This window comes from Ruminococcus sp. AF17-12 (assembly GCF_003479245.1).
GTDB classification, from domain to species: domain Bacteria; phylum Bacillota; class Clostridia; order Lachnospirales; family Lachnospiraceae; genus Blautia_A; species Blautia_A fusiformis.
The window spans coordinates 79734-105240 of the sequence record NZ_QUGY01000008.1 but is presented as its reverse complement, the minus strand read 5'-3'; the positions used below and the strand labels follow the sequence as shown (position 1 = coordinate 105240).

Below are 25507 nucleotides of genomic sequence, written 5' to 3'. Positions count from 1 at the left end.
CCTGTCCAGAAAGGACCACCCGTTACTGGATGGTCCCTTCTGCTGGTTGCTTATTTTGATGTTTTATTCATTCTCCGAATAATCTTCTCCGTCGGTATAATCGCTATAATCCGTATCGGAATCGTCCGTATCTGTGCTGTAATCGTCTCCGGAATAATCCGTATCTGTGCTGTAATCGTCTCCGGAGTAATCCGAATCATAATCTGTGTCTGTGCTGTAATCAGCATCATCACTTGTGTCCGTACTGCTGTAATCTGTGGATGTATCTCCCTGCCACGTGTACGAATCATCCGTTGCGTCATTCGGTGTATCTGTCACCGCAGGTGCAGTGTCCTGCACGTCGCCTCCGCCTGCGATATTTGTGATCTGGGCACTTCTGTTGAGTACATCCTGCGTCGGAGTGTAACTGGTGTCTCCATACAGAAACTGATGCATCTTCAGAACATTGGATTCCAGTGTGGTAGGTACGATAACGCTGCCCTTTACCTGGGCAAATTTATAATCATTGGGGAAGCCTGTAGTTTCATCAATACTGTAGCCGATCATAGCCGGGATCATCTTCAGGATCTCTGTTTTGGAAACAGAAGTTTTGACCATCGGGAATACTTGATCCATAATATCAAAGATAGTGGAAAGTCCTGCCTTTTTCGCCTTATCTACGATCATCTGGATCACTCGTCTCTGTCTCTCGGTACGTCCCATATCAAGACTTGCAGTATAACGGATACGGCAGTAGGAGGTAGCCTGTACACCATTAAGATGATAGGTATCTACGATTGCTTCCTCATCCTCCGGCTTCGGATCCGGCAGTTCGATCGGTGTGTAGCTCTTTCCGGTTTCCTCTGATGTCTCCACACAGTAATTGTTCATATGAACGATCTCCGCATAGGAAAGAGGGATGTCCAATCCTCCGAGGCAGTCTACCACAGTTACCAGCGCATTAAAATCAATGGCAACATAATCTGTGATATTCAGATCCAGATTCGTATTCAGCATGGAAACCGCGTTGGTCGGTCCGCCAAATGCATATGCCGAATTGGCTTTGGAATAGGTATCATCCTTTACATTGAGAAGGGTATCTCTATAGACAGACACAAGTTTGACTGCCTTCGTATCATTGTTGATACTCGCAATGATGATGGTATCACTGTTCTCTGTATTCAGCTTCTCATTCTTGCTTCTGTGGTCCAGTCCGAACAGTGCATAGGTGGTATATCCCGTCATCTGCGGTGCCTGATCATTAGTTACAATATCCTGGTCTGCAAGATCTGTTTCCTGGATGTCGATCTTATCCAGTTTGGCTGAGATCTGACCATAAACGAACAGACCTCCGATAAACAGGAGCAGTACGACGATCTCCAGGATAAATAAAATCTTCTTGCTTTTTTTCCGAGGTTTTGACATCTTTTCCTTTTCCCCTTTTTAGTATGCGTTCTTATTAATAAATCCTTTGAATATGGTAAGAAACATGATCTTTATATCAAATCCCACAGACCAGTTTTCGATATAATACAGATCACACTCTATCCTTTTTCTGATAGAAGTATCTCCACGATAGCCATTTACCTGTGCCCACCCGGTAAGACCCGGCCGCACCTGATGCTTGACCATATAACGTGGTATCTCCTCCCTAAACTTTTCTACAAAAAACGGCCGCTCCGGTCTTGGTCCCACAAGACTCATCTCACCCTTCAGAATGTTAAAAAGCTGTGGAAGCTCATCCAGACTGGTATGACGCATAAATTTACCGATTCCGGTAACTCTTGGATCGTTCTTTACTGTCCACGCCTTTTTTTCTTCTGATTCTTTCTGGATCTCCATGGAACGGAATTTATACATCCGGAAAGTCTGATTGTGAAGCCCGACACGTTCCTGCTTATAGATCAGCGGGCCCGGCGAAGTCAGCTTGATCAGCATACACAACACCAGCATCACTGGTGAGGACACAATGATCGCAACGATCGCGCCTGCAATATCCATAGATCTCTTGATCAGTGCATTAAACGTGTTGCTCAGGGGCACATACCGGATATTGATCACCGGAAGCCCGAGAATATCTTCTGTATATGGTTTGGTCGGAATAATATTATTATAATCCGGAATAAATTTTGTGTGCACGCCGGATTTTTCACAGAGTGCAACGATCTCTTCCAGACGATAATACTCACTTAAGCCCAGGGTAATGGCTATCTCATCCAGACGACTGGATGGAAGGATGATCATCAGATTGGCGATTCGACCGATCACCTTAACGCCCTTATAAGTAGTGCCTGCCGGCACATTGTCATCCAGTATGCCCCTGATCACGTATCCCCATTGCGGATTCTGCAGGATCCTGTCTACATATTCCTCGGCAGCACGGCTGTATCCTACCAGCAGCACCTGTTTCTGGTTCATTCCTTTTTTGCGCATATCCCGGAGAATGTAAAATATAACCATACGCACAAACCATTCCAGGACGATATTGATCACACAGAAAGAAACCAGAGTAAGACGGGAATAGTCCAGCTCTTTAAAATTGTAAAGTGCAAACATGATGATAAGGAGCCCTAACGCATTTGCCTTCACAATTCCGGCAAGTACGAGACGACGCCCCTGCATTCGCATCGGTGTATAAAGATCAAAGGCCTGATAAAGAAGTAAATATCCCGGAATAATGAATATCAGCATAAACATATATTCCTGGACGGTCTTGGACTGGACCGCCGAATGCTCAAAAATTCCCTGAAAACGGATCAGCCAGGCCAGGGCATAGGAGGCCGCGATCACAAATACATCGATCAGCATATGGAGACGACTGAAATTTTTCTGGTTGTCTTTAATCAATTTCCGCCACCTCATTTAAGTTCATTGCTTTTATCTTATAATAGATGAAAACCAAAAGCAATAAAATCTTCCCTCCGAAATATAAAAATTCTGTGAAAATATGGTGTCTTAACCGGCAAAACGCCTAAAAATGTTGATCCAGAGTTCAAACTGGAGCTGTATATAACGCGGAAGATTCCTCATGGAAAATCTGACTTTTTTGTTTTTGCGGCTGATCTGAAAGCCGTTTTTGATGCCTGCAAGGTACTCACGTCCGAATCCCTTGGACGCAAAAAACAGGATCTTCGCACCGAATCCCACCAGAAAAAACGGAAGGTTCAGCACGATCTGGAGAAACGGCATATTCTTATAGATAAGATAAATATTGTTTCTGGAAGAATACCGGATCTTAAACTGATTATATCTGGATCCGCTAGTACCGCTTCCTACATGATAAACTTTCGCTTTTGGAGCATACCAGTTCTGATAACCGCAGATTCTGGCCCGATAACCGATATCCAGATCCTCCAGATAAGCAAAATGCTCCTCATCAAAATCTCCGATCCTGTCAATAAATTTCTTCCGGTAGATCGCAGCTCCCGCACAGGTGGAAAAAATCTTCTGCTCTCGGTCATAATGGCGGATGTCCTTGCCTTTTCCCCTGGCAAAAGCCCAGCCAAGGGCACAGTAATAATTTCCGGCATCATCCATCTTGTCCCTGTCATGAAGCTGGATCATCTTTGCCTGACAGGAAAATGCCTTCTTATGTCTGCGCAGGGCAGCAACCATCTCCTCCAGGAAATCCGGTTCCGCTTCCGTATCATTGTTCAGAAGCAACACATATGGGGAACGTGCCGCATGGATCCCTTCATTGACGGCTCTGCTGAAACCGTAATTCTCCGGAAGCTGTATCATGTGTACCCATGGATATTCCGCTGAAACAAATGCACAGCTGCCATCAGTGGAACCATTATCCACTAGTATAACCTCAAAATTACGGATAGTCTGTCTTTCAAGACTGGAAAGAACACCATCCAGATATGCCATTCCGTTAAAGTTTGGTATGACTACTGATACTTCCTGCATTGCTTTATCCCTTCTTCTTTCCCATTCCCGGAAGGGGCTTCAGGGAATAATTCCATTTGGTTAAAGAAAGATTTTTGTTATAGTATGGATCTCCTTTTTTCAGGATATCCAGCCAGTGACAGCGCATGTATTCGATCTCCGTCTGGAAACGGCGGACCTTTTCCTCGCTGTCCTCAGTGCCTCTTGACTTGGATTCGTAATGATAGAGCTTCACATACGGATCATAGACGATCAGATGGCCGTGGCTTCGCACCTTCAGACAGAGATCCACATCATTAAACGCAACTGCAAGCTCTTCCGTAAAGCCTCCTGCCTCCAGAAAAACTTCCTTCTTCATCATCATACATGCTGCAGTCACACAGCTCATATCCTGCAGAAGAGAGGCCTTATGGAGATATCCGGTACGCTCTGCCGGCATATTCACAAACATGTTCCCGGCAATTCCGCCCATTCCCACCACGCAGCCTGCATGCTGAATGGTGTTATCCGGATAGATCAGCTTGACGCCAACTGCACCTGTTTCCTTACGCTGGCACACGCTCAGCATCTCTGACATCCAGTCCGGATCGATGACCTTTACGTCATTATTCAGAAAAAGCAGATAATCTCCCTTGGCATGGCGCACCCCGAAATTGTTGATGGCAGAATAGTTGAAGCCTTTTTTCCAGCGGATCAGATGGACCCTGGGATCCTCCGAAAGCTTTCTGTAATACCGGAAGATCTCTTCGGAGCTGCTGTTATTCTCCACAATGATGATCTCGTAATTTTTGTAGGCAGTTTTTTCAAAAATGGATTCCACGCAGGCCTGAAGCGTTTCTTTCTCCTCACGGTTCGGAATGATAACAGAAACCAGAGGTTCTCCCTGCACCGGATACTTCACACGGTAAAATCCAAAATCCGGAGTATGCTCCACGGTTCCCGGAGTTCCGGTCCGTTTGAGATTCCCCTCAATGGCACGTCTGCCGGCTTCAAAAGCATACATCTTGCTTGCCGGATTATCTGCTGTGGAGGATTTGTGGGTCCTCCAGTGATAAAGGATCTCCGGTACATGGACCACTTTCCTTGCCTGCTCCACACAGCGGAAAATGAAATCATAATCCTGGGCGCCGTCAAATTCCCGGCGAAATCCGCCCACTGTCTGCACTACGGAACGTCTTACCACCAGAAAATGGCAGATATAATTATTGGATCTTAAAAGATCCAGGTTAAAGTCCGGTTTCAGATGGGGCTGAAAATGTTCAGAAAGATCTGTCGTGACCTTATCCTCATCTGTATAGATCACATCCGCCTCCGGATGCTCCTCCAGTGCCGCCGCGATCTCATACAATGCATTAGGTGCCAGCAGATCATCATGATCCAGAAGTGCGATAAAATCACCCTCTGCCATGGCAAAAGCTGCGTTTGTATTTTCTGCAATGCCAAGATTCTCTTTCAGATCCTGATAGCGGATCCTCCTGTCCATCTCTGCATAGGATCTCAGCACAGTCTGCATGTCCGGATCCTCCGGGCTTCCGTTTGCCAGACACAGCTCCCAGTTCTCATATGTCTGTGCAAGGAGAGAGTCCAGCATCTGTCTTAAAAAACGCTCCGGTGTCAGATATGCAGGTACCACAATGCTGATCAACGGCCCATCCGGAAATTTGCGTTTCCGCTGCTTCTCCAGTGTTTCCTCGTCAGGTCTGTATGCCTCATACCATGGTCCGTAAGGAACCTCTTCCGGTTCAAAACGTTCATGAAGCCGGATCCAGAACTCTTTCAGACCATAATGCTTCAGGTATCTTAAGCCCTTCTGTACTGTATAGGGGGAAAGCTTCTTTATAAGTCTGTCCCATTGGATCTTTCCTGTAGAATCATCTTTACTCATATATTATCTCCGTATTACTCAGTTTGCTGTTACTGTTCACTCTGTTCTCAGTAACAGTTTGATGAACATATTTTACCATTCCATCATTTTTTTTGCAAGGAAGAGAGGAAATGTGTTATACTGAGCTTACGTATGTATTGCTTACATAAGAATTATTTTTTATACAGGAGTACCATTTATCATGAAAAAATCAAGAATAACCACAGCGCTTCTGGCTATTGGGATCTCCGCTTCCATGGTGTTCCAGACTCCAGTTTTCGCCACAGAAGAAACCGCTGTTGCTGTATCCTCCGGTGTTACCACCAATGGGATCAGCGGATGGCCTCAGGGGCCTGAGATCACTTCCGCATCTGCCGTGATCATGGAAGATACTTCCGATACGATTCTCTATGCCAAGGATATGGACACCACGCTTTCTCCGGCCGGCGCAGTTAAGATCATGACCTGTCTTCTGGCACTGGAGAACAGCCAGCTTGACGATCAGGTTACCATGACAGAAACCGGTGTATCCGGTGTTACAGACGGAGGCGCTCATATTTCCTCACAGCTCGGAGAGGTATTTACCATGGAGCAGTGCCTTTACGCTCTGATGCTGGCCTCTGCCAATGACATTGCTCTCCAGGTCGCAGAACAGATCGGCGGATCTGTGGATGCCTTTGTCCAGAAAATGAACGACCGTGCCCGAGAACTTGGATGCACCAATACGGTATTTACCAATCCTACCGGTCTCCCGGATGACAACCAGCATACCACAGCACATGATCTGGCTCTGATCATGCAGGCGGCTATCCGTAATGACAGCTTCCGCACCATCTCCGGAGCCACCTCCTATACGATCCCGGCTACCAATGTTTCCGGCGGTACCCGTAACCTGACAAGCTCTTTTACCATGACAGATCCTGCATCCGCTTCCTATTATGAAGGATGTATCGGCGGTCGTGAAAGTACCACCACTGCTTCCGGAAGCGTTCTTGTCACAGCTGCACAGCGAAATGGTACTACTCTGATCGCAGTAGTCATGAACGGAGCGACCGGTCAGACAGCCAACGAAGCGATCTCACTTCTGGATTACGGTTTTTCCAATTTCCAGCTTCTGAATCTCAGCGAGGATGATTTTCACATCCTGTCCGGCGGCACTGTAATGGTTCCATCCGGTGCGACCGCAGACGACCTGACTACGGAAGATACGGAATCTGATGGTCAGATCTTACGCACCTATTCCTTTGGCGGAACTCAGGTGGGAACTGCAGTTGTCGAGGATTCCTCCCAGGAAAGCTCTTCCGATGTACTGGAAAATGATGAAAACATGGATTCTGCAAAAGCTTATTCCGAATCCAGATCCCAGATCCCGTATTTTGCCATTGGCGGTGTGGGCATCCTGCTCCTTATCCTTCTGCTGTGGCGCATGATCCGGATCATCCGTTCCTGATCTTGGTTCCCAGGCAAATATATTTCAGAATCAAAAAATCCCTCCTATGTACCGGTCATATCCGGATACATAGAAGGGATTTTTTTCTGCCATCTCACCCATCGGGGTGTCAGCCATAAAACGGAACTACCAGGAAGATATAGCATAAAAACGGCGAAGCAGCCAGAAGTGCTGTCAGGACCCGGTATATCCACATTCTGATATTTTCCTTTTTTACAAAACGCTCAAGCAGACGATTCCAGCCGGCTGTCACAAAATACATGGCCGGATACAGTGCCGGCATGATATAACGTCCCTGTGCCTGGTTGTCACTATAATATACATAATACATAAACAGACCCACAGGGATCAGGATCAGAAGGATCAGCAGCAGATGAAAGATCCCTTTTCTGTCCCATTTATCGTACACGGTTATTGTTTTTATCTTCAGCTTTTCACTTCCTGCTGCTTTTCGTTCTTTTACCACAGTACGTTTCTTCGGATAAAATATTCCCAGCATGGTCAAAATACCGATCCCACCCATTCCAAAGAACAGGAAATATGCCTTGCTCACACTATAAGGCATATAGATCTGCATCAGGCCAAAGGTTCCGATAAAGCTTACCAGAACTGTCAGCAGCCAGTTATGCTGCCAGCCCGGGTCCTGATACAGAAGGATATCCTTCCATGACCAGTTCAGCTTCTCCGGTGTAGGGTATCTGGACGGTCTGTAATCAACAGCCGCATATTTTTCCGCACACTGTGCACAGGCTTTTCTTCCGATAAGATCTCCGTCATAGAGAACGGCATTTCGTATAAACCACCAGCCGCATAAGGCAAGGGTTACTGCCGCGATCACGATCCCTCTCCGGAGCAGAAATGCAACTCTCTGTTTTACCGGCTCTTCCCTGCACAGAAGGACTGTCAGGCAGAAAAACAGGAAGCTGCATAAGATCCATCCGTAGGCATTATAGTAGGACAGTGCACAGACTGCCATTCCAACAGCCAGAAGGATCGAATTTCTGAAGCTCCAGTCTCTCGCTTCCAGATAACAGGACCAGGAATACAGGATCATCGCCATGGATAAAAGCGCCAGGGAATCCGTGTTTACATAAGTTCCCAGAAACAATGCCTGCGGCATAAAGCCTGCCAGTGCGGCAAACAGCCATCTTCCCTCTTTCGGAAAAAGCTTTCCGGATGCTTTCACCACAAAATATACCGCTCCAGTCACAAAGAGCACATCTGCCATCCTCGCCGCATGGAGTAATCCGTCTGCAGATGCATGGAACAAACCTGCGATCCCCATAAAGACAGCAGATACCATATAGGAAAGGATCGGATAATAGGCATAGGAAATCCCCCATGTCGCATCACGGATGGTTGGCTCATCTCCAAGAGGCAGCTTTCCCGGATGCTCATGAAGATACTGTGCCACCATGTAGCGCATTTTTTCATCGGGGCCTGCCCCCAGGGGCTGCATAAACGCCCATGCAGTCAGGAGCAGAAATGCTGCCAGGACAAGAACCCCTGCCTGAACTCTCTCATCCTTCCAGATTTTTTTCTTTTCCAAAATATAACCTCCTATATCCGCTTCAGAGAGAAATCCTGGCTCTCCAGTGTAAGGTTCGGATTATAGTAAGGATCTCCGTCACGGAGGATCTCCGGCCAGTGCTTCTCAAAGGAAGCGATCTCGCGGTTAAATCTTGCCACCTTCTCCGGTGTATCCTCAAGACCTCTGGATTTGGATTCATAGTGATAAAGCTCCGCATAAGGATTGTATACAACCAGATATCCGGCTTTTCCCAGACGAAGGCAGAAATCTATGTCATTAAAGGCAACCTGAAATTCCTCACTTAATCCGTGAACCTTATCAAAGGCCTCACGCTTCACCATCATGCAGGCTGCGGTTACAGCGCTGTAATCCTGGGCACAGATGATCCTGTGGCAGTATCCGGTAGCGTCTCTCTTCTGCTGCACAAAGCAGTGTCCCGCAATACCGCCGAAGCCAACGACTACTCCTGCATGCTGCACGGTATCATCCTCATAATAGAGCCGCGCTCCTACAGCTCCCACATCCGGTCTCATACAGTATCCCAGAAGCTGCTCCAGACAGTCCGGGCTGATGATCTCCGTATCATTGTTGAGAAGAAGCAGATAGTCACCCTTAGCATGAGCAGCTCCGAAATTATTGATGGCAGAATAGTTGAAAATACCATCCCAGTACACCACATGGGCTTTCGGATTGGATGCTTCCAGCTCTTTATAGTAAGCAAAGGTCTCATCCTCCGTACTGTTGTTCTCCACGATCACATACTCATAATTGCGGTAAGTTGCCTTTTCTTCGATGGAATCAATACATCTCTTCAGATCATCAATGTGATCCTTGTTTGGGATGATGATGGAGATCAGCGGTTTTTCCTCCCAGAGGAATTTTGTACGGTAAAGTCCAAGATATTCACCCTTTTCGATTTCCACCGGAACTCCGATCCTGTCATAATGAGCCTTGATGGCACGTGCTCCTGCATCAAAGGCATACATCTTGCTTTCCGGATTCTCTGCTGTGGAATCCTCATGGCATCTCCAATGATAAAGGATCCTGGGGATATGATGGATCTGCTCTCTTCCCGCAGCTTCCACACAGCGGAACACAAAATCATAATCCTGTGCACCGTCAAATTCCTTTTTCAGCATTCCGATCTGATCCACGATCTCTTTTTTTACGACAAAAAGATGACAGATGTAGTTTACTGTACACAAAAGATCAATATTGAAGTCCGGTTTGAAATGCGGCTGAAAGAATTTGTGCCCGTCCATGGACATCTTATCTTCATCGGAATACAGAACCTTAAGCTCCGGATCCTCATTCAGCGCTTTCACACACCGGAACAGAGCGTCCGGCGTCAGCTCATCATCATGATCTGCAAACACGATAAAATCTCCTGTTGCCGCTTTCATGGCCGCATTGGTATTCTCTGCGATCTGAAGTGCCTGGTCGTTGCGGATCACACGGATCCTGTCATCACTTTTTTCCAGCCTGTTCAGATAATCGGTAAGAGGAGAATCTGCTCCGCTTCCGTCGGAAAGACAGAGTTCCCAGTTCCCGTAGGTCTGGGCTTCTATGGAATCTACCAGCTGCTGGAGATATTTTTCCGGTGTTTTGTAAAGCGGGATCACAATACTGAATTTTGGATTCCTGGAAAATTTCGTTTTTCTTTCTTCTGCAAGCTCTGCCTTGTCCGGCAGATGCTTCACAATCCATTTGGAATAATCCACCGGACGGTTTTTACGGTCCAGCACCTTTCCAAATACCTTTCCGGTAAGGGCTGCTGCCCCGTGAAGCTTCATGTAACGGCTTCCCTTACGGAAATATACCGCAACTTTCTCCGCAAGGCGCTTCTGTGGCTGCAGATGTACCAGACGAAGCGTCCGCACATTGCCTGCCTCAAATACAATGTAGAATTCCTTCACACTGTCATAATGGAATTCAAAGAAAAAACCGCTCTTCTCATCGATCTCTGTTTCCTGGTACTGATTCTGTACATCCACACGTTTCAGTCTGGTGATCTCGCAGGGGATTTCCTTCCGGCTGCGATCCTCCAGGCGTATGGTCAGGGGGCTGTTAAAGGCTGCCCAGCCACGGACACGGCAGATCTTTTCCCCGGCTTCCACCTCGATGCTCTCAATAAAGTACTGCGGTTTTCCCTGTTTCCTGTAAAGCTGTGCTGCCGAAACAGAAAACCACCGGATACGTTTTTCACCCTTTACCGCATAAACAACAAGCTTCTTTTTGCCCTCCAGATCCGGCAGGCAGATTTCCATCTGCACACGTTCTCCGTTTACCAGATCCAGATCCTTAAAGCGCTCCAGGGCGCTGACACGCTCCTGGGCACTGATGGCTGCCGGAAGCTTTTCCCCGTCAAGAACGGCTTCCGGCTTATGATCCTTCGGCCAGGTTCCCTGAAGGTGATACAGAGAACTGTCCTTCAGGTCAAACCTGTCCTTTTCTACTTCGTATAGCTCTCGCTGCATAACAATTCCTCCATTGCATCCTTTCCGGTATTTACTGTAAGGTAATGTTCCATAACCTTCTGATGTGCAGCCTCACCCATGGCTTTTCTGGCCTTCTCATCAGTAACCAGAGCTTCCAAGGCATTGACCCACTCTTCTTTTGTGGTGCACATCCAGCCATCTTTTCCGTTTTCGACCACGTATTCCATCTCACAGTTACGGCTCATGACACTCGGAACCTTTACAAGGGCAGCCTCTGTCCACTTATTCTCGGATTTGCACCAGTGGAACAGGCTGTTCTCCAGTGGCATCAGATTGATATCAAGTCCTGCGATCACGGCAGGCAGCTGTCTCCAGTCCATAAACGGAAGCTTCTCGATGCGGTTCTGCACCGGCTCCATTCCGGATTCATCCAATACACCCACCAGCTTCAGGTAAACCTCCGGGTGGCGCTCCATCACCTCCAGAAGTGCTGCCTCCACCTGGGCAAAATCCTGATCATGCGTTTTGGAACCACTTAAATATCCGATATAGATCCGGTCTTTAGCCTTGTCTGTCTGCTCCACAGCCTCGTGAGACAAGATCTCCATCTCCATACTCATACAGTTTCGGTTGATCACCACCGGTTTTTCCGGAAATTCTTCCCGGATCTCTCCTGCCAGTGTCTCCGTAGATGTAAAATATCCGTCGCAGAATCCCATACATCCGCGGATACGGTCTGTAGTTGTGCGGAAGTCACTGTACTCGCTTCCCTTCAGGAAATGCAGCCCGGAAATTTTTTCGTAATTAAATACCAGGTCATCCACATCATAGTAAACAGGGATTCCGGCTGCTTTCGCCCGGTTGGCAAGCAGTTCTGCTTCCATCAGCTTGCTGCAGCGGTACATCACGATCGCTGTATATTCCTCGATCTTTTCCTGCTCTGCCTGGTCTATCTGGATAAACTTCGATGCATAGCCTTTAAGGATCAGCTGCTCCCGGAAATGCTCCACACGATATCTGGAAGCAAAGGAAATCTCCTCTCCTACGAAAAGAAGCCTGCGTTTTTCCACAGGGAGCTCACTTTCGCCGAGAGTTTTCCACAGAGAAATCATCTCTTCCACAATATTCTCCGGCTTCTCATCTTTCAGGACAAGGCCCTTGGCATAGCGTTTCACACGTTCTACAGGTGCACCTACCGGAAGTACCGCTACCGGAAATCCCATGGAAATGATCTCCGAGGTTGTGTAGGAGAAGGTCTCCGGCCATACGGACGGGATCAGGAACATATCAATATCCTGCTCCAGGGTAAGTCTTGGAATCTCCTCTCTTGTATATCTTCCTGTCTGGGAAAATACCGGACTTTCGATCTCTTCGTCGGAAGTACCGATCAGTCTCAGACGGATATTCAGTTCATTCTCTTCGATATATCCTGCAAGCGCCTTCACAACCTCCAGGCCTTTTTTGTAGCAGAGTACGCCGATAAGACCAATGTTAAAGGTCTCTGTTGTTTTTTTATTTTTTTTCACTGCCGGAAGGTAATGGGGTGCATGCGGGATCACATGGAGATTGTATACATCCGGATAAGCACGCTTGAACAGCCTTGCCGTATCATCGGAAAATGCACGGATCTCATCACAGTTTGACAGAAATTCCCGGAATTTTGTACGCCAGAGCGTTCCGGTTCCGTATTCTGTGCAGGCATTGCTGCGGTTATCCGGAATACATTTATCGCAGACCTCACAGGATGGAACACCACAGTATTTTCCTTCTGCATCGATCAGATTCACTGCCGGGCAAAGGGCAAAGAAATCATGAAGAAGCATAAGGAGCTTCGCACCCTGCTCTCTCTTAAGACGCAGGATACGTTCCAGGGTTCCGTAAAGATTCTGATAGGTTACAAGCTCGTTGATCCAGATCTCATCCACACGCATCAGCTCACCAAGGGCAGTTTCCAGATCATTTGCAAAAAATTCCATCTCATACTGCTTATACTGATACGTAAAGTAAAAACGATTGCTTACGATATTATAGCGGATGGTCACAAAACGGTATCCTTCCCGCAGAGCCAGACGTCTTTTTTCCACAAGATAAGCCGTTGCACCGCCGCCAAGATCATGGTCAAAGGCCACAATGGTAGGCACATCCAGCTTCCTGTTGAGAAGCTTCATTTCCACGTAGAGTCTTACCGGACGAAGCGGGTCTCTTCTGCAGTAATCCGCAGTATCCTTGTTGTAATCCGGATGCTTGCGGAGCAGCGCCTCACTGTGCTCTTTCAGAAGTCTCTGCTTTTCCTCAGACGGGAAGCTTCCACCATGCTTGTGATATACAAACAGGTTATCCACATGCACGTTCTCATAGCCTGCAGCTATGGCACGCTGGCACCAGTCATTCTCCTCACCGTAGCCTTTTCCGAAATTCTCCTCATCCAGAAGGCCAACCTCCTGGATCGCTTTCAGGTTCATACCCATGCAGAAGCCCACACCGGTAGGCATAGCCGGATACTGCGGACGGATCATGCGGAATTCATCATCGATCTCCCACAGCGGCATTCCCTCAAACAGTTTGTTATCCCGGCAGAAATCCGGGAAGCTGCAGATGGTTCCGCAGGTGGTAAACGGTGTAGTGGTTGCAATGTTTTCCTTGGCAAAGATCGGAAGCATCAGGCGCTCCAGCCACTCTTCCGGAACCTCCACATCTGTATTTACAAGAGCCACATGATTTTCCGCCATCTTTAATCCACGGTTTACAGACGGAAGAAAGCCCATATTGGTCTCATTATTCAGAAGTACCACATTGTCATGCTCTGCGGCATATTTTTCCAGATAGTTTCCTACCTCAGGATCCGGACTCTTGTCATTTACGATGATCAGACGATAAGGAACCTTTGTCTTTTCAATTCCGGAAAACAGGGCATCAAAATACTCCAGTCCGTTGTAAACCGGCACGATCACATCCACCTTCTGCTGATAGACTGCCTGTGGATATGCCTTTCTCGCACTGCGTATATGACGCTGTTTGAAATGACGGAGATTTCCGATACTCTTCGGATCTTCGATCGCGTATACCAGAAGCTCTTTCTGATCCCTGGTTCCCGGGATCTTTCCGATAAGGAATCTTCCGGTATCCGCTGCGGTTCCGTATTCCAGGAAAACAGAAGTCTCTGCCGGCGCAAGAACCGTTGCCAAGAAAGAAAATCCGGCACTTTCCGCATCCGGATTTCCAATGGCATTAGCCACATCCGTACGGTAGATCGTAGTACAGGAAGCCTCCTGAAGCTTCTGTGTTCCCTGATAAAATGCGATCCTTGGCTGTCCCATAGACGCAAACGTCGGATCAAAGGCCCAGCCAATGGCATTTAAGGTGCCATTCTCATAATGGAAGAAATCAACACTGCCCATACAGGTAGGAGTTGTCTCCACTCCCATCACTGCTGCCGGCTCTGTATGATAACGAAGAACCTTTTTGACCAGTCTCTTTACCTGCGCTTTTTTGCCTGGATGACGAAGGGCCTCTTCCTGCGCACGTGCTGCTTCCTCTGCAGCCTGCTTTGCGGCACGTTCAGCCTCTTTTCTGACACGCTCCTGTTCTCTTCGTACTTCACGCTCTTTTTCAAAGGCCAGAAGCTTTTCCACATCCGGAAGCTCAAGGCAGTCAAGTTTTCCCTCTATTACGATCCTGTCCACATTTTCCGGGTGCGTAACATCGATAAGATAAAAGCCATCGGTGGTAAAAAACGCAGTGGTACTGTTATCCACCTTCATATGGACACCCTGAGGCACAAGCTCCGCACTGCATCCGCAATCCAGACGCTCTATCCTCACTTTCAGGAAATGACCGTTTGCAGGATTCCAGCGGAGATTTCGTATTCCTTTGATACCGGAAAGCGCAAACTCTACCCGGAAACGGTTTCCGGAAAGTTTTCCCTCTGCATAAAGTGTATGCTCTTCACAGAATCCCTCACCAAGATCATAGTACAGCTTGCTGTGCATCTGGTGCTTTTCTCTTTCTCTGTTCACCAGCTCTGTTACGGAAACCGGCACCTTTTTCTGTTCAAACGGGATCAGGGAACCACAGCCCACATACTCATAGACGAAATGCATGGTCCAATCCATAAATATCTCATAGTCTGTATAGCTGATATCAAACTCCGCCATCATCTCATCCTCATGACATAACCGCGGCAGCTCAGAAACATGTGTATACAGTTCATGGATCAGGCGCCACATGATAAAATTCACAGGCACAGGGAAATCAAACATCCACTCATAATCTATGATCTGATTTTCCTTTTCTCCCATAAAGATGTTGCTGCAGATCAGGTCCACATTGGCCGGGCAGACACATTCGTAATCCTCTCTTCCCGGATGATCACCAAATACCTCGCGGAACTCTCCGGTCCTGTAATCCACAATCTGACGAGCCCCGAAAAATTCCTGATAGAATTTTTTAAGAAGGGCCTTGATCTCTTCAAGATCTTCTTTCTGGGCAAGCTCTGCGATTTCCTGGTGAAGAGTTTTTCCAGTAAGGAGCGGATAAGAGATCTTTCCGTTTTCTGCCCTGCAGGGAAGATTCTTGTATTTATCGGATCCGGTACTCTTTGTTCCGGTTTTTTCCAGTTTTTCCACAAATTCCTCAGCCTGGGGCACCATAGCCTCTTTTTCCGCACGGACCTCTCCGTTCTCCCGGACGATTCTGGTCAGAAGACGGAACTTTTCTTTTCGCTCCTGGTTCAGCTTCACATAAAGGATTTCCTCCGGGTCCTGATTCTCGGTACGTCCTGCCTCCACAAGAAAAGAATTCACAAAGCTGTCCAGGATCTTCTCTTTTTCGAAGGCCTTTACGCCTTCACTTTCTGCAAAAAGATCTGCTGTCTTATCTGTGTATACAGGATAGCTTCTTCCGTAGGAATTGGTATAAAGGCTCTCATCTGTAAAAATCTCTGTCGGAAATTTATAATCCGGATACGGGTAGTAAAAGCGCAGAAAAGGAAAGCCGCTGTTTTCCAGCAGCTCTCCCAGTTCATTCTTGGAAAAGGTGCGCACAGACTGATTTCCCGGATATCCATTGATCCCGAAAAAATGAAGATCTGTGTGATCCTCCGGTGCTCCGGCAAAGTACTTCAATCCCAGTCTGTTCTCAATGGCGATCAGAAGTCTTCCCTCCGGCTTCAGATAAGCGCCCATACGCTGAAGAAATGTCTCGTAAGGAGTTTTTCCCTCGGTAAAGCTCATGGCATACTCCAGCACACCGTTTACTACCACATAGTCGAATTTTTCCGGAAAAGTCATGTCATTCAGGTTTCCAACCATGATCGTCAGATTTTCCTTATCCCTGTTTCTCGCATAATTGATATCTGCCCGACGTTTGGAAAGCTCCACGGAAGTCACATGACCGGCCTTGCGGCAAAGCATTCCGGTAATGGCTCCGCATCCGGCTCCGATCTCCAGAACGGAATCTGCCTTTTTCAGAGGATACCAGCTTAAGATATTCTCCCGCAGCCCTGAAAAATGGTAGACCATTGGAAAACTCACCTCTTCCTCCGGCAGGTCTTCAAAAGATTTGCCTTCCTGTGCCATTTTCAGAAGTGTTTCCTCGATATCCCCATCGGAATAATGATCCTTCGCCGTATAATAATCTAAATTCAACTCCGCCATAGTCGTTCCTCCACTTATTTCACAGATACTTTGGAAAACAGATCAAAATATCCCACTGCTTTCTTATCTGTGATCACGGTCAGGTTACACACATCGTAAAGACGATGAAATACGGTAAAATCGCCGTCTTTATATCCGGTGCAGCCCAGACACAGCATATATTCCCCTGCCTCCAGAGGCATCACCTGTTTGAAGGTGATCTCACGGACATCGCCTGCCTTCTGCGGTTTCAGAGGCGTATGTTCATACATGGTATTGGTTCCTGTGATCTCGGTGCCTTTCAGATCTTTCAGGGTAAATGCAAAGATCGGATCGCTGACATCTGCCTGGAACTTCACTTTCATCTGAACGGAAAATTCCTTGCCTTTTTCGATCACATTGGTGATCATACCTGTATCATCCCGGATGGCAAAATCCACGATCTCGCCAAGCTTACTGCCGTATTCCAGGACCTTGGGATTCAGGTTCAGGCTGTCCTTCATAGCTTTACCGCTTCCGGTATGTGCTTTCAGTGAAACGTCTGCTCCGGCTGCCTGGTTCTCCGTCACCTGTCCCTCTTCTGCATCGTCTGTGTTTTCTTCCAGATCTGCATCGTCATACTGATTGACCAGCACACGACGGTAAAGATTGACCATCTCCTTGGCACCACCCTCTGCAAGCTTCTCACCTTTGTTTAGAAGCACAACACGGTCACAGTATTTTCCGATGCTGCTCAGGTCATGGCTTACAAACAGAATGGTCTTCCCCATTTCCTTGAACTCTTCGAACTTCCGGTAACATTTTGCCTGGAAAAATACATCTCCTACGGAAAGAGCCTCATCAACGATCAGGATCTCCGGATCGATATTGATAGCTACCGCAAAAGCCAGACGCACGAACATACCACTGGAATATGTTTTTACCGGCTGATAGATAAAATCACCGATATCTGCAAAATCCAGAATAGACTGCAGCTTGGCATCGATCTCTTCCCTAGAAAAACCGATCATGCTTCCGTTGAGATATACATTTTCAAGTCCGGAATATTCTCCGTTAAATCCGGCTCCCAGCTCCAGAAGCGCTGAGATCCTTCCGTTTACGGCTATTTCTCCGGCCGTAGGCGAAAGTACGCCGGTGATGATCTTCAGGATCGTGGATTTACCGGAACCATTTGTTCCGATAATTCCCACTGTTTCTCCCTTATGCACCTGAAAGGATACATGGTTGAGCGCATAATGCTCTTTATATTTCTTTTTTCTGGATAATCCCAGGGACTCCTTAAGACGATCCATAGGATTATCGTAAAGCTTGTACATCTTACTGACATCATTTACTGAAATCGCAATATCTTCTGCCATTTTCAACCTCACTTTTGTGTAAATCGTTCACTCTCACAATCTGCCGCCATTCTGCTTTTTATCCTTACAGAGCAAATCCCCCATGGGAACTGTCCGATCCGGATCAGGCGGATATCCGCCATCCGCATTCAATTAAAGCACATCTGCAAAATGCGGCTTCAGACGTTTGAATATCACAGATCCCAGTCCGAAAAGCAGGATCGTAACTACCCAGAAATAGATCGTCCATGAAGCATGGTTCCAGATCCCGATATGCCCAAGCATGGAATCACGGTAGCCCGTAACTACATAGTACATCGGATTCAGCTTAAACAGCTTGATCAGCCATGGATGTGAAGAAAGCATATTGATATCCCACATGATCGGTGTAAGCCATACACCCACCTGAAGAAAAATACTGATGATCTGGGTCAGATCACGGAAAAAAATGACGATCGCACTTGTAGCATACACAAGTCCCAGTACAAAAAGGAAGGTGCAGACAGAGTAATAAATGATCTGCAGTGTATAAAGGCTTGGTGTATATCCGTAGCATGCACATAAGATCAGTGCAAAGGCCACAAAGAAAACATGCACGAAAAGTGCGGAGATGATCTTTACGATGGGAAGGATGCTGATCTTGAATACAACCTTCTTCACAAGATAATTGTATTCGATCAGGGCATTGGTTCCACCGTTTAATGCATCCTGGAAGAAAAACCACGGCACGATACCGGATACCAGATAGAGTACAAAAGGGTAATCCGATACCGTTCCGGCCTTCAGTCCTACGGAAAATACAAACCAGTAGACCAGGATCGTTACGATAGGCTGGATAAATGCCCAGACAATACCAAGATAGGATCCTGCATATTTTGTTTTGAAATCATTTTTTGCAAGGCTTAAAACCAGCTTTCGATTCTGGTACAGCTCCGCCGGCAAAGCTAATATTTTCTTCATTCTGCAATTCCTTATCGATTCTTATATTCCTCGAAGCTTCCCCACTTCTGGTCCTTGTCGGAGAAAATAAGCTCCATGCCTTCCGGGATCGGCCACTCAACGTTAATGTCCTTGTCATTCCAGATCAGTCCGCCCTCATCGTTTGGATGATAGAAATCAGAGCACTTGTAGGTGAACTCTGCATTCTCGGAAAGTACTAGGAAACCATGAGCAAATCCCTTAGGAATAAAGAACTGTTTCTTGTTTTCTGCGGAAAGGACTACACCATACCATTTTCCAAAGGTCTTGGAGCCTTCACGAAGGTCAACCGCAACATCAAACACTTCTCCGTTTACCACACGTACCAGTTTATCCTGGGGATAGCTGATCTGGAAATGAAGTCCGCGGAGAACACCGTAACGGGAGCTGGACTGATTGTCCTGAACGAATTCCACATCAATGCCTGCTTCCTTGAAATCGTTATAATTGTATGTTTCCATAAAATATCCTCTGGAATCACCAAATACAGTTGGCTCGATCACTTTCAGTCCTTCAATATCTCCGCACTGTGTTACTTTTATTTTTCCCATTTTTTCTTTCTCCTTTTCTGTTTTGATTTATTTGTGATGTTTCTTTTCTTTTATTCTGAGAGCCGCAAGAAGGGCGATCAGGATCAGGATCATCGCTGCCATGATCATAAGAAGGATCTTACGCAGGGCAGGAATGCTCTTTTTTTCGCTGGTACTCTCTCCGGCTGTACTCTTCTCTGTTGTTTTGCTGTTATCTTCCTCTGCTGATTCTGTGGAAGCTTCCACTTCGGAGCTGTCCGCTTCCTGGCTGTCCTCTGCCGCCGCGGTCGGTTCCGGTACCGGTGTATCAGTTGCCTGTGCAACACTTGCGGTACCGATCAGATAATCTCCGAAATAGTAACCGGTTTCTGTTTTCCCATTGGTATTCTCTGACTTCTCGGTAAGGGAATTCAGCTCCACCCCTTTTGGAAGGAATACATAGCCGCCATTTACTTCTGTTTTTGTGAAATTCTCAAATGCGTAATTAAACATAGCTGTACTGTCCATACAGGAATTGGAAAGCTCTGTTCCACGCATAGTCACTGCAATATATGTGGTATTATCTCTGGTCACTCCTGTGACAAGTGTATGCCCTGCCGCAACGGTAGTTCCGGTTTTTCCACCAATGCAGCCTTCATAGTAAAATCCGCTTTCCGGTGCAAACATAGGATGATGGGTATGCAGGATCCTCTGCTGGCTGTTCATATTTGTAGGCTGGATGATATAGTCCGGTGTGCCCACGACCGTACGGAATGTTTCATTTTTCAGGCCTTCTCGGAAGATCAGCGCCATATCCCGTGCTGAAGAATAATGATTATCATCCGGAAGTCCGCTGGAATTTGCAAAATGTGTATTGGTACATCCGATCTCACTGGCGCGCTGGTTCATCATATCGATAAATGCCTGCTCTGTCCCGCCGATATGCTCTGCGATCTGTGCCGCAACGTCATTGGCAGACTGGATGATCAGAGCATGAAGACAATCCTCCATAGTCAGGACTTCGCCCACCTTTGTGCCGATATTACTGGAATCTGCCGTAACATTACGCACCCCGGTCTCTGTAAAGGTCACCTTCTCATCCATGGTGGAGTTCTCCACTGCCACCAGCAAGGTCATGATCTTGGTAATGCTGGCCGGATATCTCTGTTCATCTCCGCCCTTGTTATAAAGAACAACTCCTGTGTCTGCATCCATCAGGATACCGGTATCTGAGGTAATATCCGGTCCTGCCGGCCATCCCTGGATCTGGTTGGTGCTGATATCATATTTCGCATTCAGATCCACTGCAGCCATGGTCTGTAACGGCAGCATCAACGCCACACTGACTGCTGCGAAAACTGCCAGTAATTTTTTTGTTTTTTTCATAGCTCTCCCCTTCTTCTGTTAAAACCCGTCAAAGGAAGCAATCGCATCCACAACTCTCTTCGCATCCTCCATATCCAGATTATAGAACATGGGCAGTCGCATAAGACGCTCGCTTTCTTTTGTAGTATAAACATCTTCTCCGGAAAATCTTCCGAATTTTTTTCCTGCCGGTGCGGAATGAAGGGGTACATAATGGAACACACTGCAGATATCCTTTTCGCGGAGATATTTCAGAAGCCTTGTGCGTACCTGGATATCATGTACCTTAATGTAGTACATATGTGCATTATGTGTGCATTCTTCCGGTACATAAGGCTGCTGGATCTTTCCTTCCTCCGCCAGAAACCTGAGGTTCTCATTGTAAAAATCATAGATCTGCATCCGCTTATCGCTGATCTTCTTATGCTGCTCCAGCTGGGCATAAAGATATGCCGCATTCAATTCGCTCGGAAGATAGGATGATCCATAATCCATCCAGCGGTATTTATCTACCTGACCACGGAAAAACTTACTGCGGTCCGTTCCTTTTTCTCTCAGGATCTCTGCCTTCTCCAGGTACTGCTCCCCGTTGAACAGGATCGCACCGCCCTCTCCCATGGTATAGTTCTTAGTTTCATGGAAGCTGTAGCAGCCAAAATCTCCAATAGTACCAAGGGCTTTTCCCTTATAGTAGGCATCCACACCCTGGGCCGCGTCTTCCACTACCTTCAGATCATGTCTTCCGGCAATCTCCATGATCGTATCCATCTCGCAGGCTACTCCTGCATAATGGACCGGAACGATCGCGCGGGTCTTATCTGTGATCGCCTGTTCGATCAGCTTCTCGTCAATATTCATGGTATCCGGCCGGATATCCACAAATACGATTCTTGCACCGCGAAGCACAAAGGCATCTGCCGTTGATACAAAAGTATAAGACGGCATGATCACCTCATCGCCAGGCTGGATATCTGCCAAAAAAGCAGCCATCTCCAGTGCATGGGTACAGGAGGTTGTCAGCATCACATGACCCACATGAAAGCGCTCTTCCATCCATGCAGAACATTTCTTCGTGTAGATCCCGTCGCCGCAGAGCATTCCCCGTTCTACTGCGTCACGGATGTACTCAAATTCCTTACCTGTAAACGCAGGTCTGTTAAAATCAATCATGTATTTCCTCTTTATTTCTTATTCTTCATGGTTTTTCTACATTAACTGCACATTCCATTTTCTCACACTCATGTTGTAAATTCAATGCCTATTTTTCTGCCGGTGCATAATCCGGGATCTGATTATGGTATGCCACCTCTTGGCCGTTGGGATCCAGAATATGCATTTCCTCATAAAACTCTTCTGTGAGAAGATCCATTTCCTTACGATTCTCTGTTTTTACATAATATAATGCCAGATACGGATTAGGGCCATGCTCAATGACCTTCTCTCCTTCCTGATAAAAGATCCAGGGCTTTTCCACCTGTTCTTTCTCTCCCAGCCGGACTGCCGCAGACTGATCTTCGATGGTAAGAAGCCTTCCCTGAAAATAAATGACAGCTCCACAGCACTGTGGTTTATGAACATCGTGTTCTGCCAGCATTTTTTCCAGCTTATCCGGATCATAGAGAGATGCAAGAAGAAGCTCTTCCATATTAAAGCCATAGACCATATCGGTCAATTCATGCTCATATCCGAAAAATCGTGCGGCGATCTCGCAGACCTGGATACCTTCTCCCGGCTTCCAGAAAAACTGCATGGAAAGGGCTCCGTCTTTCTGACCGGTTCTGTCCGCATATGCCTGAAGAAGTTCTGTGGCAGGCTTTTCAACTTTTGACAATAATCTGGAAGGATACACATTTCTTGTGCTGATGGGGATCTCACCTTTGGCAACAAATGTCTTTTCACGGTCTGCAATACTGATCACATGGACTTTTCCATGCCGCACCCAGGTCATCATATTGAATTCATAGCCATCGTTATATTCTTCCACCAAAATCTCCGGCATATCAGAAAATCCTGCTGTTTTTTCTGCCCCGTTTATCAGCTCCTCCAGATCTTCGGATATATAGATCCCGCGGGAGCCGTATTTATCCAGTGGCTTGCTGACCACCGGATAACGAAGTCCCTCAAGCAGCTCTTGCAGCTGAGTTCTTTTGGACCTGTCTTTAAAATATGCGATCGGGATTTTTCGAAAGCCTGGAGTGGGAAGTCCCAGTTCAGTAAGCAGTGCTCTGGTCGCTGATTTATCACGATACCAGGGAAGCTGCTCCGGTTTCAGATAACAGGGGATTCCTGCCCGGTCCGCGATCTTTACCATACATTCCAGAAGAAGGTCGGAAAAGGATGTGATGATCCCATCGATCTCTTTTTCTCGGCAGAGACAGGCGATCCGTTCCGTATCTGTTACCGGGATCTGAAATGCCTCATCTGCAAATTTTCTTGCCGGACCATCCGGATATCCGTCGCAGACAATGGTGTAGTATCCTTTTTCGCGGGCCTTCTGCACCAGCTGCTCAAATTCTCCCAACGTTCCCAGTATCAGCAATCTGTGTTTCATGATTCCGTTTCCTCCCATTCTCTTATGGAATCCGCGATATACTGCATTTCTTCTGCCCCGTATCTCTGGTCACAGGGAAGCGGCAGCACATTGGCAGCCCAGTCATATTCCATGGTATCCCTGTCAAATTCTTCCAGGATATTACGCCAGTTTGTCGGCACAAAAATCTTCCGGCCTGCCAGCCAGCGTCGAAGCTCTAATCCGTTCTTATGATAATACGGATAGGCAAACGGTCCCTCCGGCACCTCCCCTGTAAAAGCATTCCTTGAAGGAAGAAGCTGCGACAGCAGACGGTAGTTCTGTTCTCTTCTTGTTTTGATACCGGAATAATCCATAGTCCTGAGGAGGTTTCCGGTCAGACGGGACATTCGGCGGATCTCCATCTCATGATAATTTGCTGCATTATCCAGCATTTTCTGATAGAAGGTTCCGGCATCATATTCATAACGTCCCAGAATATGCTCCATTCTTCCCATGGAATGGTCCAGAGGCTTCTTTTCCGGTTCCAGTTCCGCATCGGTAGACAGATATGCTCCGTCACTGACTCCGAGAAATTTTCTGCAGGAGTACAGAGTGTCCACACCCGGCAGCGGCTTCTGAAAAAACGCATGCGTATGATCCACAATGATATTTCCATAGATTTTTTTATATTTCCGGATCTTATCATCAGTAAGCTGGCCATAATAATTTACCAGATACAGATATTCTCCTTCCGGAAGAGTTCTCTCCTCAAGAACCGGATGCAGACCTTCATCCATATGATAAAATTCGATTTCTGCCCCGGACCTCTCACAGGCACCGGTTACGGAATCGCAGAGAAAAAATGGCAGGTAGATCTTTTTGCACCTGCGTGCTTCCATCAGCCACAAAAGCGCTGTTCTTCCGAGATTCACGCCGCAGAGATCCGGATAGTATTCCTGTCCCGCCGGTTCTTCCAGTTCCAGATAGCCGCCGATCTCTTTTTTCATCAGTCTGTCTCCTCCTGACGGATCACATAGTGCGGCATCTTTTTGGCCTCATTGAGAATATTCATGAGATAAATACCGATGATCCCGATCGAAAGCAATGTCAGTCCGAAAAATGCCAGCATCACAAGCATCAGAGATGTCCAACCTTCCACTGAGATCCCGCACAGAAAATATCTCACCAGATAATAGATCCCCAGTAAAAAGCTTACCAGAAAACTGGCAATGCCGATGTTTCGCACCATAAGCAACGGAAATGCCGTATGGGCAGTAATATCATAGATGAGATCCTTCACAAGGCGGCGAAAAGAATATCCGCTCTTTCCATATGCACGTGCTGCATGCTGCACCGGAACATTGATGATACGGTTGGAGCTTAAAACCAGAAGATTTCCAATCTGCGGAAGATATGTATTGGTCTTCAGCATGGCTTCCACCAGAAACCGGCGGATCAGTCGATAACTGGTGATCTGAAGGTTCGGATCCTTGCCGAGCATTTTGGAAGTTGCCCATACAGACAGCTTTGTGCCCAGCTTCCGAATCAGATTATGCTTACGTCCTTCATAGCTTGCAATGATCACATCCACATCGTCACGTTCCTTCATTACATTGATCATTTTGGGGAGCTCCTCAGGCTGATGCTGAAGGTCATCATCCATAGTTACGATGAACTCTCCCTTTGCATGGGCAAATCCGCACAGAAGCGCAGGATGCTGTCCGAAATTCCTTGCCATCTGGATGATCTTGACACGGGGATCTTTTTCCCGGAGTTCTTGCATAACCGCAAAAGACCGGTCCCTGGACCCGTCATCTACAAGGATCAGTTCAAATTCTTCTTTTATCGTTTCCCGGAATACTTTTTCCAGACGGGTGTACAGTTCCTGCAGCGTATGTTCTGAATTGTATACAGGAACAACCACTGAATATAAACACATATCGTTTTTCCTCTCTTTTGTATCAATTGACACTTATCGTTTAATCTTATCATTTTCATTTCCTGTTGTAAACCGTTACAT

Annotated in this window: 16 protein-coding genes; 1 reads left to right on the top strand and 15 read right to left on the bottom strand. The window is 46.9% G+C overall.

Annotation, left to right across the window (positions count from 1 at the left end; genetic code table 11):
- Window positions 1-63 precede the first annotated feature (63 nt).
- From DWW77_RS10445 to DWW77_RS10430, 4 genes are all read right to left on the bottom strand, one after another.
- Entirely contained in the window at window positions 64-1404 is a 1341-nt protein-coding gene (locus DWW77_RS10445; protein WP_022426970.1) for an LCP family protein, read from the bottom strand.
- A gap of 18 nt (window positions 1405-1422) precedes the next feature.
- Window positions 1423-2826, bottom strand: coding sequence for an undecaprenyl-phosphate glucose phosphotransferase (locus tag DWW77_RS10440; RefSeq protein ID WP_022426969.1), 1404 nt, complete (start codon window positions 2824-2826; stop codon window positions 1423-1425).
- A 108-nt stretch (window positions 2827-2934) separates the two neighbouring features.
- Window positions 2935-3891, bottom strand: a complete 957-nt coding sequence (locus tag DWW77_RS10435; protein WP_021651911.1) for a glycosyltransferase family 2 protein — start codon at window positions 3889-3891, stop codon at window positions 2935-2937.
- A gap of 4 nt (window positions 3892-3895) precedes the next feature.
- Window positions 3896-5755 (bottom strand): glycosyltransferase family 2 protein, encoded by a 1860-nt coding sequence (locus tag DWW77_RS10430; RefSeq protein WP_022426968.1) that lies wholly within the window; start codon window positions 5753-5755, stop codon window positions 3896-3898.
- Between the two features lie 181 nt (window positions 5756-5936).
- Between DWW77_RS10430 and DWW77_RS10425 the strand changes: the two genes are divergently transcribed.
- Complete coding sequence (locus tag DWW77_RS10425) at window positions 5937-7184, top strand: D-alanyl-D-alanine carboxypeptidase family protein (RefSeq protein ID WP_118608661.1); 1248 nt, start codon at window positions 5937-5939, stop codon at window positions 7182-7184.
- A gap of 109 nt (window positions 7185-7293) precedes the next feature.
- On the opposite strand, the gene DWW77_RS10420 is transcribed toward DWW77_RS10425, so the two are convergent.
- The 11 genes from DWW77_RS10420 to DWW77_RS10370 all read right to left on the bottom strand — a co-directional run bounded on the left by DWW77_RS10420 (window position 7294) and on the right by DWW77_RS10370 (window position 25426).
- Window positions 7294-8733, bottom strand: a complete 1440-nt coding sequence (locus DWW77_RS10420) for an ArnT family glycosyltransferase (protein ID WP_022426967.1) — start codon at window positions 8731-8733, stop codon at window positions 7294-7296.
- Between the two features lie 11 nt (window positions 8734-8744).
- Window positions 8745-11192 (bottom strand): glycosyltransferase family 2 protein, encoded by a 2448-nt coding sequence (locus DWW77_RS10415; protein WP_015527410.1) that lies wholly within the window; start codon window positions 11190-11192, stop codon window positions 8745-8747.
- Complete coding sequence (locus DWW77_RS10410) at window positions 11168-16807, bottom strand: glycosyltransferase (protein WP_022426966.1); 5640 nt, start codon at window positions 16805-16807, stop codon at window positions 11168-11170. Before DWW77_RS10410 ends, DWW77_RS10415 begins: the two co-directional genes overlap by 25 nt.
- A 14-nt stretch (window positions 16808-16821) precedes the next feature.
- Window positions 16822-18144, bottom strand: a complete 1323-nt coding sequence (locus tag DWW77_RS10405) for an ABC transporter ATP-binding protein (RefSeq protein ID WP_022426965.1) — start codon at window positions 18142-18144, stop codon at window positions 16822-16824.
- Between the two features lie 132 nt (window positions 18145-18276).
- Window positions 18277-19083, bottom strand: coding sequence for an ABC transporter permease (locus DWW77_RS10400; protein ID WP_015527413.1), 807 nt, complete (start codon window positions 19081-19083; stop codon window positions 18277-18279).
- 11 nt (window positions 19084-19094) lie between these two features.
- Entirely contained in the window at window positions 19095-19652 is a 558-nt protein-coding gene (gene rfbC / locus DWW77_RS10395) for a dTDP-4-dehydrorhamnose 3,5-epimerase (protein WP_015527414.1), read from the bottom strand.
- A 27-nt stretch (window positions 19653-19679) separates the two neighbouring features.
- Window positions 19680-20996, bottom strand: coding sequence for a D-alanyl-D-alanine carboxypeptidase family protein (locus DWW77_RS10390; protein WP_022426964.1), 1317 nt, complete (start codon window positions 20994-20996; stop codon window positions 19680-19682).
- Window positions 20997-21014: 18 nt separating this feature from the next.
- Entirely contained in the window at window positions 21015-22145 is a 1131-nt protein-coding gene (rffA, locus tag DWW77_RS10385; RefSeq protein ID WP_021651902.1) for a dTDP-4-amino-4,6-dideoxygalactose transaminase, read from the bottom strand.
- A gap of 88 nt (window positions 22146-22233) precedes the next feature.
- Window positions 22234-23526, bottom strand: a complete 1293-nt coding sequence (locus DWW77_RS10380; protein ID WP_022426963.1) for an ATP-grasp domain-containing protein — start codon at window positions 23524-23526, stop codon at window positions 22234-22236.
- Window positions 23523-24494 carry a hypothetical protein gene (locus DWW77_RS10375; RefSeq protein WP_173758256.1) on the bottom strand — a complete coding sequence of 324 codons (972 nt, stop codon included), beginning with the start codon at window positions 24492-24494 and terminating at the stop codon, window positions 23523-23525. Before DWW77_RS10375 ends, DWW77_RS10380 begins: the two co-directional genes overlap by 4 nt.
- Entirely contained in the window at window positions 24494-25426 is a 933-nt protein-coding gene (locus tag DWW77_RS10370; protein ID WP_015527419.1) for a glycosyltransferase family 2 protein, read from the bottom strand. Before DWW77_RS10370 ends, DWW77_RS10375 begins: the two co-directional genes overlap by 1 nt.
- Between the last annotated feature and the right edge of the window lie 81 nt (window positions 25427-25507).

Bases quoted from the DNA above. Each gene is read 5' to 3' on its own strand.
- DWW77_RS10445 (WP_022426970.1), bottom strand. From the start codon at position 1,404: ATGTCAAAACCTCGGAAAAAAAGCAAGAAGATTTTATTTATCCTGGAG.
- DWW77_RS10435 (WP_021651911.1), bottom strand. From the start codon at position 3,891: ATGCAGGAAGTATCAGTAGTCATACCAAACTTTAACGGAATGGCATAT.
- DWW77_RS10430 (WP_022426968.1), bottom strand. From the start codon at position 5,755: ATGAGTAAAGATGATTCTACAGGAAAGATCCAATGGGACAGACTTATA.
- DWW77_RS10425 (WP_118608661.1), top strand. From the start codon at position 5,937: ATGAAAAAATCAAGAATAACCACAGCGCTTCTGGCTATTGGGATCTCC.
- DWW77_RS10415 (WP_015527410.1), bottom strand. From the start codon at position 11,192: ATGCAGCGAGAGCTATACGAAGTAGAAAAGGACAGGTTTGACCTGAAG.
- DWW77_RS10410 (WP_022426966.1), bottom strand. From the start codon at position 16,807: ATGGCGGAGTTGAATTTAGATTATTATACGGCGAAGGATCATTATTCC.
- DWW77_RS10405 (WP_022426965.1), bottom strand. From the start codon at position 18,144: ATGGCAGAAGATATTGCGATTTCAGTAAATGATGTCAGTAAGATGTAC.
- DWW77_RS10400 (WP_015527413.1), bottom strand. From the start codon at position 19,083: ATGAAGAAAATATTAGCTTTGCCGGCGGAGCTGTACCAGAATCGAAAG.
- rfbC (WP_015527414.1), bottom strand. From the start codon at position 19,652: ATGGGAAAAATAAAAGTAACACAGTGCGGAGATATTGAAGGACTGAAA.
- DWW77_RS10390 (WP_022426964.1), bottom strand. From the start codon at position 20,996: ATGAAAAAAACAAAAAAATTACTGGCAGTTTTCGCAGCAGTCAGTGTG.
- rffA (WP_021651902.1), bottom strand. From the start codon at position 22,145: ATGATTGATTTTAACAGACCTGCGTTTACAGGTAAGGAATTTGAGTAC.
- DWW77_RS10380 (WP_022426963.1), bottom strand. From the start codon at position 23,526: ATGAAACACAGATTGCTGATACTGGGAACGTTGGGAGAATTTGAGCAG.
- DWW77_RS10375 (WP_173758256.1), bottom strand. From the start codon at position 24,494: ATGAAAAAAGAGATCGGCGGCTATCTGGAACTGGAAGAACCGGCGGGA.
- DWW77_RS10370 (WP_015527419.1), bottom strand. From the start codon at position 25,426: ATGTGTTTATATTCAGTGGTTGTTCCTGTATACAATTCAGAACATACG.